Annotated in this window: 13 protein-coding genes; 2 read left to right on the top strand and 11 right to left on the bottom strand. The window is 40.3% G+C overall.

The annotated features are described in order from the left end of the window. Positions 1–107 precede the first annotated feature (107 nt). Positions 108–506, bottom strand: a complete 399-nt coding sequence (locus HZF10_RS06475) for a helix-turn-helix domain-containing protein (protein ID WP_176005384.1) — start codon at positions 504–506, stop codon at positions 108–110. Positions 507–800: 294 nt separating this feature from the next. Here HZF10_RS06475 and HZF10_RS06470 point away from each other — a divergent pair, with 294 nt between their 5' ends. Beyond that, a complete protein-coding gene (locus HZF10_RS06470) occupies positions 801–1,535 on the top strand; it encodes a hypothetical protein (RefSeq protein ID WP_218833179.1) in 735 nt (244 codons plus the stop codon). A gap of 80 nt (positions 1,536–1,615) precedes the next feature. On the opposite strand, the gene HZF10_RS06465 is transcribed toward HZF10_RS06470, so the two are convergent. From HZF10_RS06465 to HZF10_RS06430, 8 genes are all read right to left on the bottom strand, one after another. Beyond that, the gene (locus tag HZF10_RS06465) at positions 1,616–2,635 is read right to left on the bottom strand and encodes a nuclease-related domain-containing protein (RefSeq protein WP_176005382.1); all 1,020 of its coding nucleotides are present in this window, start codon (positions 2,633–2,635) and stop codon (positions 1,616–1,618) included. A gap of 282 nt (positions 2,636–2,917) precedes the next feature. Beyond that, positions 2,918–3,391, bottom strand: coding sequence for a YcxB family protein (locus HZF10_RS06460; protein WP_176005381.1), 474 nt, complete (start codon positions 3,389–3,391; stop codon positions 2,918–2,920). A 166-nt stretch (positions 3,392–3,557) separates the two neighbouring features. Next, complete coding sequence (locus HZF10_RS06455) at positions 3,558–4,043, bottom strand: hypothetical protein (RefSeq protein ID WP_176005380.1); 486 nt, start codon at positions 4,041–4,043, stop codon at positions 3,558–3,560. 145 nt (positions 4,044–4,188) lie between these two features. After that, on the bottom strand, positions 4,189–4,482 hold the full coding sequence (locus HZF10_RS06450) for a type II toxin-antitoxin system RelE/ParE family toxin (RefSeq protein WP_176005379.1): 294 nt from the start codon (positions 4,480–4,482) through the stop codon (positions 4,189–4,191). After that, positions 4,483–4,725 carry a type II toxin-antitoxin system ParD family antitoxin gene (locus tag HZF10_RS06445; RefSeq protein ID WP_176005378.1) on the bottom strand — a complete coding sequence of 81 codons (243 nt, stop codon included), beginning with the start codon at positions 4,723–4,725 and terminating at the stop codon, positions 4,483–4,485. It lies immediately after the preceding gene. Positions 4,726–5,027: 302 nt separating this feature from the next. After that, positions 5,028–5,585: a hypothetical protein gene (locus tag HZF10_RS06440; protein ID WP_176005377.1), complete on the bottom strand. Its 558-nt coding sequence runs from the start codon at positions 5,583–5,585 to the stop codon at positions 5,028–5,030. A 143-nt stretch (positions 5,586–5,728) separates the two neighbouring features. Continuing rightward, positions 5,729–6,394, bottom strand: coding sequence for a hypothetical protein (locus HZF10_RS06435; RefSeq protein ID WP_176005376.1), 666 nt, complete (start codon positions 6,392–6,394; stop codon positions 5,729–5,731). Between the two features lie 213 nt (positions 6,395–6,607). Next, a complete protein-coding gene (locus HZF10_RS06430) occupies positions 6,608–7,135 on the bottom strand; it encodes a hypothetical protein (RefSeq protein ID WP_176005375.1) in 528 nt (175 codons plus the stop codon). Between the two features lie 705 nt (positions 7,136–7,840). Between HZF10_RS06430 and HZF10_RS06425 the strand changes: the two genes are divergently transcribed. Then, complete coding sequence (locus HZF10_RS06425; RefSeq protein WP_176005374.1) at positions 7,841–9,262, top strand: hypothetical protein; 1,422 nt, start codon at positions 7,841–7,843, stop codon at positions 9,260–9,262. Between the two features lie 237 nt (positions 9,263–9,499). Here HZF10_RS06425 and HZF10_RS06420 read toward each other — a convergent pair whose 3' ends face one another. After that, positions 9,500–9,952, bottom strand: a complete 453-nt coding sequence (locus HZF10_RS06420) for a hypothetical protein (protein WP_176005373.1) — start codon at positions 9,950–9,952, stop codon at positions 9,500–9,502. Positions 9,953–9,955: 3 nt separating this feature from the next. Then, positions 9,956–10,618, bottom strand: a complete 663-nt coding sequence (locus tag HZF10_RS06415; RefSeq protein ID WP_176005372.1) for a hypothetical protein — start codon at positions 10,616–10,618, stop codon at positions 9,956–9,958. Positions 10,619–11,867: the final 1,249 nt, after the last annotated feature.

Raw genomic sequence — 11,867 nt, 5'->3', positions numbered from 1 at the left:
TCGCCGAGCGATTTGGCGCCACGCATTTTTGCTTCTTTTGCTGCGAGGCAAAAGAAGGCCCGCGGCAGGCGAAACCATAAAAGAAAAGCCGCGAAACGCGGCTTTTATCACTTATTCAAAAGTCTTTCTAAATATTCAACCTTAGCTTTCTCCGCTTCCAACAACCTCTCATAAAGCTTCTCCTTTTCAGCAAACACTTCCATCAACTTATCAAGAGGATTGAAAGTACAATGGTTATTGAAAGTTCCTTTGCTGTCGTTCTGAAAAGTATTAAAATAATTTATCACATTCTCTTCACTAAAATTCCTCAACGCCTCAACACTCACACCTAACGCTTCAGCAATACCCGCCAAACGATTATCGTCGATTTCCTCACTATTCTCCAAAACACTAACACTCTGCTGCGAAATCCCCAAAGCCTGCGCCAATGCTTCCTGCTTCATGCCGCGCAACTCACGAATGCGCGAAATTTTACGTCCGATGTGGGTTTTAGAAGGTGTTTCCATGGTGAAAGTGTTTGGTTTGCGTAAATATAAGGAATTTGGGAAAGGCGTTGTGGTGGTATCGTACTAATGTGTGGTCGGTTTGGGAAAAAGAAGCGTTTTGGAAGTTGTGTCAAAATTCGGGGTTGGTATTTTTTGAGACTACGTTTGTAGCAATTTGTAAGCGGTGAAAAAAATTGCTACAAAGTCGAGCATAAACATCACGTGGCTGTTCTATGCGGACAAAGTGAGGTCTATGGTTTTCATTTGATAACTGATCCCCTCTAATAATCGTAATTTGCCAAATAAACCCTTCGCATGGCAACAAGTAAATTTATAAAGCACTCTTTTGAAGAATTGTGCCAGAATTTCAGGGTCCTGATGGAAGCCCACATCCGAGCCAACCGTTTCGGATTACTCAAAGTCGACCGCGCTGAAGCCATCGGCAATATTGAAACAGGCCTTTCGGGTGTGTTAAATTCATTTCACAATCTTTATGATGCGATCCAAAAGCAGATGGCGCCGGCTCCGATTAACTGGTACGAGTCTGCCCCTTTGGCATTGATGTTGGTTTTGCGTAACGCGCGTCACCATAATCACGCAAACCGGATCAGGACGCTATACTCGCACTATCTTCAGGAAGCTTCCGAAATAGGAACTATGGAGAGCTATATCCTTATAGATTTTCCGTGTCCTGAAGATGGGGCAAATACGTTTGACCTTCACGTATCGTGGGGTGATTTGAAACATCTTTTCGATTTACCCAAAAAGGACACGCAGATAAAGGACATGACCCGATCGATTATATCGGACTACCTGAGCACCTCAAAGTTCCGGGAATATGCGGAGCTATATAAATTACCGGAATCGAAACTTTGCTTTAATATCATCCCTTTGTTTGTAAACGCGGCTGCGACGATCACGCCGTTTATAAAAGATCATTGTGAGCCCGATTCGTCAGAGGCGCGATTTTTCGCAGAACATTTTTGTTCGCTGACGAAGGCAGACACGCAAAATCATGAAGTCGATTGCGGACCTGTGGCTTTTATATGATTGCCGGGTCAGTTCCGTCATGAATCGACAAAGCCAAAGAAACGCTCTTACAAATCATCTTGGGGCGGATCAAGCAGCGGTTATTGTCGGTAAGGACTATCGTGTACGCTGATTTGATTGGCCGGATTTATGGTATTTGATCTCTTGATGAAATAATCGGCGATTGATCGTGTCTCTTCAATTGAAAATATCGGAGGGAAATATTCTACATACGATGTCAATTCGGGTAAAGTCAAAATTTTTACAAATTGGAACTCTTCTGTCGGACGCTTATTTATCAAGACTATAAGGTTTCGAACCGGGATTTTTCTGTCTCCCCAATGATGCTTGTTCAATCGAACGGTCGAGTTGGATATTCCGTCCGATATCATTTTGAAAAGGGCGTAATTGGCTCGTTTAATTTGTCTTACAGGAGAGTGAAAGTTTAGATTTGAAATCGACTTTTCGCTCCAGTTTTTTGTTTCGATAATAAACACGCCCGCGCGTGATATCAGGATGTGGTCGACTTGGACGGATTTAATGTAGTCGTTCTCCTTTCGATTATAAATCGCAGGCTGGAATCGACAAGTGAAGTCATTTACCAGAATAAATTCATCGGACAACGTCTCTAAATTCTTTACGACTTTATATTCACCGAAAGCCCCGTAAATGAAATTCTCCAACTCTTCGATTACGTTTTTTCTTCGCAACAAGGCATTCAATTCCGTCGAGCAACTTTCACCAACCGCATAGTCAAAATTGAGATTCAAAAAATTAAGGCGGCTCTTCTCTTGGGAGGCTATATCCAAACCAAGGCGGTCTAATGATTTTAATTTGGAGTGAAACGAAAGTTGCGTCGACCAAATTTTCATCCAAATGATAAAATTCCTGTAATAGTCGATTACGGTAGGGATGATTTTGGAATTGGTCTCGGGAAGGTCGTTTATTTGTTTGTTGAGTGCGGATATCCGGGTTTCTTTTTGGTTTTGGACGTCATTCCTGGTTTTTGAATAAGAATCTTCCATATCTGCAATTTGTATTTCCAAATCGGCTTTCTCTTTTTCAATGAGTTTCGTATGATTTGAAATAATTTGCTGTTTTGCAGATTCATACTTGCTCATGAATTCCAGCAAATCGAACAGCGATTTGAATTCATGTATATTGTTGTCCGCGAGCCGTGATCGAATGGTGGTTAACGATCCGATTGTGTTATACGTTTTGCACATGTTTTCTCATTCGTTGATGAACACGATTTTTAATCTCACGTCCGATAACGTTAGCCCGCTGACCGCATTCGTGGCTGACGAAGAAAGTACTCTCTTAACTTGGAACGAATTTAAGAAAAAAGCTCACTCTAAATTATATATTCCGGTCATGTGATGCGAAGGCAGTTCTACGCGGTTTTATTTTAATTTCAATATTTGTTTCAATTCACTCATTTCGTTTTTGGAAATATTTTTCTTGGGGATAAGATTTACAATTTTATTGCTTTGATAAATCATAATCCAATGTTTGATTTCTTTGGTTTTATAAATCGTATCCGTTTCAAATTCTGATTTAAAAGTTTCTCCAACAATTTTAATTAGGTGTTCGTCAAATTCATAAGAGATTGTTTCCTGGATTTTTTTGTTTGATTGAAAATTCTGTTTTGCCGATAGATATGTCAGTGTTGGGACTATGATCAACATTGATATCGCCAAGCCAATTTGAACTAATGGCGGTTCGTCAAGATTTATCAAACTGGCATAATACAAAATGGAAACAGTGGCCCAAACAACACCCAAAAAAGTCATCAAACGTATCCAAAACCCTTCATACGATTGTCTAAAATGCCATTTAATATAGTCTTGCCGATTAATTTTAGTGGTTAATATCATGAATTGAAATAGAGTTTTATAAAGATTATACGTGACGTCAGTTCGCGATTGCCGAAGCTAAAACATAAACCTTGGATGTCGGAGCGATTTTAGGGCTGGAAAATAATTATAAGACAACGGATATTGGAATTAAAAAGCTCCATCATAGCTCATGGTCATAAGCCGGCTAGTTAATTTTCAGATCTGAAATTACCGACCTGAACTTCACGACATTCAACTCATATGCTTCATTACTTGAAGCAAAATCAATCAACAAATGTCCGGTCGAGGTATCCACGAACGTCAGCAAATCCAAAAACCTTTCGTCTTTTACCTTGGAAACCACTTTATACGTTTCACCGAACGGCAAATAACCCTCCAGTTTTTCGATCGACACTATTGTTTTCCCTTCGAACTTGTTTCCCTTTTTCAATTGGGCGCTTATCGACTGAAGTTTTTGGAATTCTTTCTTATGGAAACCCTTTATCGAAATTTTGTCCGTCGTGTTTTTCAACGGCGGAAAATCCACTTCCCACGGATTGTCGGCCGTGGCCAGCGTCATCCATGAAGGCACGCTTAACGAAAAGCCGTACTCCGTTGAGTTGATTTCGGTGGTTTGGGTAGTGGCGGCGAAAGAAATAAGGAGGACGAGTAATGACAATAATGGTTTCATATATCCTGATTTTATAGCTATACTGTGATGCGGAAAGAGATTGCTGCTGCAGAAGACGTATTCTTCGTTGCATGTCCGAAGTTATAGAAAAGTTGGTTTAGATCATTCCGAACTACGATCTTTCGCCGCGGTTATGCAAGGTTTGCTAAAGTTTATTTTTCAAATCCATCATTCCATGCAGCACTCTTTCTATTTCGATTTCATTTTTTGAAATTTCCCTGTAGAAGATTATATGTTGTCCACATTTATATCCCAAGACATTGAGGGCCAGTATTCCGTAAGTTCTGCCCAATTGCGGATTGTTCGCCAAGTCCTGGCAAGAAGCCATGATCAGGTTATAATATTTCTCGGCTTGGTTTTCTGACCATTCATGAACCGAATAATCCCAAATGTCAATCAAGTCCTCTGTGGCTTTGTTGGTAAAATAATATTTTGCCATTTATTTTTTTCCGGCCTTTAAGGATTCAAGGAATTTCTTAGGCTCGAAATCGGTCGCAATGCCGCTGTCGATACCTTCCTGGATGGCTTTTCTCAAGGAAATGATTTTGTTTTCCTCATCTTCAAGGAGTCGCAATCCCGCGCGTACAACCTCGCTTGCATTATTAAACCTTCCGTTATTGATGCTGTTTTCGATAAAGCTCTCGAAATGGTTACCCAACGATATTGAAGTGTTCTTTCCCATGTTTCCAAAATTTAAAGCAAGTTACCAAAAAACGGTAATGATTGCAATTTTTGTCATTGTTTTACGAATCGAAGAATAGGGTTGGAACTACAGGAGTGAAGAGAATTCCAGAAATAATTCACTTAGGCCTTTAGATGTAATTTTTGGTACCGATATTTGAACTTGCGGCCAACGTTAGGCGGCTGATTCCGGTTGCGACCAACCGGAAAGAGTACTCTCCGCCGAAAAGCACGAAGTTAAGGAACAGTTCGTCCCTTGGCCGACTTGCCGCAATCGAAATCAGCGGTGGCTATGACGTTTATTTAATAGAATAATGTGCCTTCAAAATTTTTTCTGGCAAATTCCATATCTATGATCTCGTATGAATCGATTATGAAATCCGGAACAGCTTTTCCTTGGACAACCGCATTTATTATTTTGTCGCGCAATTGAATTGGCGGATAAATCATAAGTCCATCAAATGGATGGTTTACATAAGCATCATGATCTAAATCAAATCCTATATTCGGATTGGCTTTTATGAAATCGCTCATTTTATCGCCAACACCAAATTCTTTGAAAATTTTCCCTGAATAACCTTTGCTGCAACTCATCGAAACAATTTTTCCGGTCAGTAAATCGATTTCTGTTTTAAACTCTTTTTTCTGTGAACTCAGAGTAATGAAAATATATTTACTGTCAACCTCATGTTTGATTTTGGTATTATGATTTTCAAAGAGATTAGCGGTGATAACAGACTCGAAATCTTTAAGCGTGTTTTTAAAACTAATCCCGCCTGCTCCAACTTCAGGAATTATATCGGCGTCAAGATCAAATTCTTTAATTCCCGTAATAGTTTCGATGTTATTCCTGGCTTTCATAAAATGGCGTATAACGTGAGGCCGCTAACCGAAGTGGCGTTTTTCGGAGAGAGTAATCTCTGCCGAAAAGTGCGAAGTTAAAGAACAGTTCGTAAACTTTGTCAGCTTGCCGCGATCGAAATTAGCCACGGTCAGCTGTGGTTCTATAGTTTTCGCTTCATCATCTCTTTGTCTAATTCTTCCGGAATTCCCTTGTCAGTTCGATTTTTAAATTCATCATACCATCCTATAACTTTTTTCCCAAAAAGCGCATCATTGTTTATTGCGCACAAATCATATAAACGCGGAGCTAAATAGTATTCTGTCTTTTTTTGGATTTTGTGCGTTACTATATCTGAGTAAGTTTTGTATTGGTCGAAGTAATCATTTACGGGCCCAGATAAATTGTGATTTAAATTTTTGACGATTTGTAAATTGTCATATTGCGTAAAATCATAATATCCATCATCAAAACACTCCTGATTCCAGTTTGGTATATCTTCGGCATTTCCTCCGGCTAACCCTATAAGTTTAGTATTAGTAGTTTTGTTTTTCCTGTAAAAATCAGCTAATGCTTTTGATTGAATCGCAATTGAAGGTTTTATTGCGCAAATGTCACTTCCATTATTCCATTTACTTTTTTGAAAAATGATAGAATTTTCAAACTCATAGTGTGTTCGAGAGAATGTCAAATCTTTTTTGTTGAATTTGAATCCTAAATCCACAAGTTCAGGAAAAACGAATTCACTTAAAATTTTTTCGATTCTAATTGAAGGGCTTAATTTCTCGAAGATAAATTCTCTCTTAGAGTTTCGAAATAGTCCAAACATAGTTCGTTGTCGTTTCGTAGTTAAGAATCCCCGCTAACGTGAGGCCTATTCGCGATCGTTGCGGCCTCGCGGAGACAGATTTCTCCGCCGAGTCTAAAAGTAACGAAACCAATGATTTTTTCTAACTTTTTCTGTTGGAAAAACCTTGGTTTTGTGGCTTTTGGACAAAGCTCTTCCCGTTAGTCATCTCGCTGCCATGGCGGTTAGCGGCGGTTATATGCTGTCATGTTTTTCTAAATACAAGTAGCTAGGGAATATAGAATCTCTTTCAGTTTCGTTCACTTTCATCACCCATTCTGGGAACTTATATTTTACTTTAATTACACTATCATTGATTAAATTATACTCGCAAAAACTATCACCGTTTTTTGGATGATGTAAGCCGTATGAAGTGTTCAAGAATTTGGTATCAAGTAAGCAATCATTTTTGTATGTCCAAAGAAGCTCAATTTTATCTGCGCCTGTACGATAGTGATTTGTAAAAAACCAATAATAGCATTGACCATGAAATTGATAAACTAAAAATTCTTTCTGAAAAATGATCCTCGTAAGATAACTAGCGGTATCACTTTGTTTAGCGATCCAAGGAAAATCTTTGTCGTCAGACATATAATCACCGATTTTCTTTGGATGATGTTCGATTCTTTTTGGAGGTGTTTTTACTTCATCCTTTTCCTGTAACTTTTCTTTTTTGCAGCTTGCGCAAAATATAATTGTAATTAAAAGAATGAGTTTTTTCATCGTCATGGTTATTTGATAGCATATAACGGCTTGATAAATGTATAAACTTTCCCTTACACTCTACTTCCAAGAAACAAAAGACAATTTCATCGCAATTACCAAATGCCGACTTCCTTTTTCCCAAACGAAAATTTCTTGTCACAAAACGCCCTCGCCGCAACCAAACCCGAACTCCCCGCGTGAAACCAAACCACCACAAACCCGACTCCCCCAAGCGGACCGACTTTTCCCAAAGCGCAGCGGCGGAAATCGAGGCCCAAGCCTATGCTCGAATATTTACGAAACCTTCCGGGCCCGAAGATTCAGCGTAGCTAAAAATATAAACTTTTCCTATTTCAGCGCCATGGACTCGTAGGCGGGCACCTGACACCGCTACGATTCGAAGACCCGAGCGTAGCGAACGGGCGAAGCAAATGAGATACTGTTTGAGCGCAGCGAGTTTATCTCATTTCCGAATCTGGCGGCTGTCAGGTCGCCGAGCGATTTTGCGCCACGCATTTTTGTTTCTTTTGCTGCGAGGCAAAAGAAAGCCCCGCCGGCAGGCGACAGTATTCCGATTCATAACTCCTGCCCACTTGCAAAGTGAATCGACCTATTTCCTCACCCAAACCCCACACATACTAACCAACACTCCCCAAACCCTCACGAAATCGAAATAGTAACAAAAAATGGTCTTTATTTGCGCCACGTTAAAACCAAACAAAAATGCATCTCAAAATCACCACACTGTCGCTACTGCTGACCGCCTTTTTAGCGAACGCCCAGGACAAAGCCGTCAATGTAGAACTTCCGTCGAAGAACGTTTTCACGGACTATTACTTCTCGGAATCCGGAAAAGCCTATGTCGCCAGCAACAATGCGAAAGACAAGCAAACCAATCTGCAATTTTTCGACGAAAACCTCAACCAGAAATTCGCCAAAAACTTCGCCTCCCAATACAAAGGCCTCGGTTCGTTTTTCGGGCGCGGCATGAACGCGGCTCCCGTGGCCTATAACATGTTTGGGACACGCGACGGGGAATATTTGATCTGCAATGTCGACGACCTGCTCTTCGATTCGAACGGCGCCTCGCGCAAATACAACCGATTCGAGGAGATTTCGGGATTCGAGACCGTTTTCAGGATATTCACGAACAAATACGACCTGCATCTGGGCAAAAAGAAAAAAGGTAATGAAGGCCCGTATTTTTACAGGACGACATTGGCCGATCTTTCCAAAAAACCTATCAAGCTCGAATTCCCTGATTTCGACACAAAAATCGGAGGAACCCCGACAAAAGTAAGCGGCTCGAATTCGCAGGCTTGGGAAGATGCAGGCTTCAACGACAGCCAATTCTACATGGTCAGCAAAGAACTCAACAAGGAACGCAACGAAAACCAATACAACATTGCAGGGTTCGATTATGAAGGCAACGTCGTGACCAAAATCAGTATTCCGGTAAAGCTTAAAGGGAAATACTTCGCACTTTCGAACAGCGGTTTCGGAGGTTACAAAACCGTCGATTACGGCATTGTCGGCGCATCGGCCATGGATGAGAACGCGACGGGTAACGTGTATTTCGAAGATGGGTTTTATTACATCTACGGTCTCTTTTCAAAAGAAAAAGGCGACCTGAACAAAGTGAAATACCACGGTTTCTACATCAACAAATACGACACCAAAGGCGATCTGGTCTGGACATTCGAAAAACCGATCACCCAAAAAGGATTCAACGCGACGCAACGTCCGCTTGCTGTCGAGGCGCGTTTCGTGAAGACCGGTTCGCGCATCGCATTCAGGATTTCGAACATCATGGAAAAATACGCGTTGTTCTTCAGCGTAGACGGCAACGATGGCAAATTGCTCAAGGAAGCCAGCCCGACATTCGACATCGAAGGAAACCGCTACGAAAACTTCAAAGGCGGCACGTTCGCAACCGGATATTACGTAAAAGCCTACTCGAAAAAGCACATGGACATCAACACCCTATTCGCCTCTTTCCTCAACCCGGAAGTCGAGGCGTTCCTCAAATCACCCGCATCCGAAGACCTCAACTACAACTGCAAGATCACGCCTGCCGGCATCTACATGATCGAGGAGAACTATAAGGACAAAGCGTTCCGGTTGTTGAAGTTCGATTGGAAATAACAAATCCCAATCCGAAGAAAACTGTTCCCTCCTAAAAAAGACGTTCTTCCGGAGCCTATCTTTTTCCAAAGCGCAGCACCGGATGACTTCACTGATAAAGCTCTCGATCCCCTAAGTCATTTCTCGATAGTAAGACTTGCGCAGGAAGAAGGAATTACGCATGGAAATTCCAAGACTAGCCTAAGAACGAATTAAGTGCAAAGAGCCAGTTGACGCTGGCTCTTTCAATTTGAATATTTAACGTAGTCCACGTTCCTTCATTGATAATTCAAAAAAGGGTTTCGCTATTTCACGCCGTTGTGTTTGCGTTGCCCGAGACATCATCTCAAAGAGTTCTTTGTTCTCTGCCTTCATTTTAGCTTCGCTTTCATCCATTTTGGCAATGTAATCTTTTGCCTCGCTTATGGATTTAAATTGCGTCTGTCCCAAATTTTGCTCAAGCAATTGAATAAGAGATTCCCTGTCCTTCGGTGGAGTAGGACTTTTCAATAACACCGCATTGGTTTTATTGGCAAAATCCTTCGTCAGTTTGTGGTTGTTTACCCAAGTTTCGGTTTTCATCATTTGCTTATAGTCTTCTTTGGCTTTTGTAAGTTCCTGTTCAGTAAGACCTTGGCTTAAATTTTCGTTCCCAATCTGGGCATGAATTTGGGAGAAAACAAACAATAATAAAATGAGGCTATATTTCATAAATTAGCAATTATCTGCACAATCATTAAACGTATATGTGGCCATGCTTACGTGTGCATTGTAATATACCTCACCCAACCAGCAAGCCGTTTGGTTTCCTCCACCACACCAATCGCACCAAAGATTTTCCCAACCTTCAACCTCTACTGTCCAAGCATTCAAACAGCCATCTAAACATGTTGATGATTGGGCTGGTAGTCTTGTAATCGATGCCGCCATAATGGTGTGTCTGTCACTCGCATCTGCGTTAGGAAAATATGTACTGAAAAGCGTTGAATTGTTCGATATAATTGAACTCCAACGTGTTTGACAATCATCATAGGCAATTTCAAATGCCGCGACCGATGGGAATAATGTTAAGGAAAGGTTTGTATTAATCCAAGTCATCGCATCAGTTTTTCCAGTCCAAATAGGAGTGTTTTTGTTCATTTTAGCGGTAAAGCTTAACATGGCTGATTGATAGTTTTGATAAGCTGTAGAAGCAATCATGTTATTCCAAGCAGTGGTCGCATTGCTCAAGTCGGTAGCATTCAGTTTAGCTGTCGCTCCGCCGGGGTTTTCTTGGATAGGAATTTGATTTTTAACACTAACGTCCTCTGACTCGGAAGAGCAGGCAAAAATAGCAACAACAAGACCTGTTGTTAGCAGAAATTTAATCATTTTCATAATATAAAGATTTAATTGGTTTACTTTATAATTATGATTAAATCGGTTTTTGGGTGAGTTAATATGTGAATACGCTTGCATACACGACTACCAATCCATATTCACAATAATATAACGCTCATTTAGTACAGATATTTTGTAGATATTCAATTATAATTTTCTGCGGTTGCGCTTAAATGTTGGATCAGAAAACAACGGACGAAGGACAAATGCTACTGCTGCAGTCAAATAGGCCTCCTTTTTATCATCTCCCACACTGTAATAAAATTTTGCCAATAGCTTTATCCACATTAATACTAACTTCGTAACTTTGTAACCAATTGCTAATCAACAAAAAAACCTTTCTTGCCAACTGACTTATCAACAGTTTGGAATTTTGATGGTGAACAAAATTTTATTACGAGCTCGAAAAGATTTAGCAAGGAGGTATATATTTGTTGCAATTACTTTACAAACATATTGTGTGATGTTTGTATCGTTCAACAAGACAAGTTTGGACTGCCATATTTGGCGTGCCAAACATTAGGTTTACAAGACGTAGCTGTTTTTCGAATGTTGGAGCATAAGACAAATATTATTTCTTCCTTTCAAACGCCTTCTGCTGACGGCTCATCTTTTGCGTTTTTAACCCGAGTAAAAAAAATAAGCCCAACTTTCGTCGGGCTCACTTCTAGCTGTCTTTCCCGCAATGTGGACATCGACATCTTAGATTCTGTCCCCTCTTCCTTAAATAGTTTCTCAGGCTGCTGAGGAAAGGAGATACCGTAGTAATGATTGTGGTCAACTCAGTGATGATGTTGGCCACTTCTGTTAATGAGGAATGTGTTTCCATCATAATCTGCCGATTTGAGAGTGATTCGCTCTACGTCAGCTTTTGCTTTTTACTTCCATGCGAATTGTAATTTGATTTGTTGCTAATTTACAGGCTTGACGCGGTTTAAAAAAGTCAAACTTTTCCACAATCAGTCGTAGTTTTTAACAAACAACAGCACGTGGAAGGCTATTTTTATCAAACTTAAGTAGCTATAAATCACAGAATTATAAATTGTTAAAACTTGTAAAGTCTAATAAAATCAGGCTAACCACTGAAGTGTACGAAAACCGTTTCGAAAAAAAAATGCTCTTCTGAATTTGCCCTTATTGTTATAGTTCATCGATCGCAAAAAGCTATTATAGCCATCTCAAATATTATTTGTTCTGTATAACTAAGATCACACCTGCCGGCATCTACATGATCGAGGAAAACTAC

The organism is Flavobacterium agri (assembly GCF_013401995.1).
In the GTDB taxonomy this organism is placed as follows: Bacteria; Bacteroidota; Bacteroidia; order Flavobacteriales; family Flavobacteriaceae; genus Flavobacterium; species Flavobacterium agri.
This window is presented reverse-complemented; position numbering and strand designations above follow the sequence as displayed.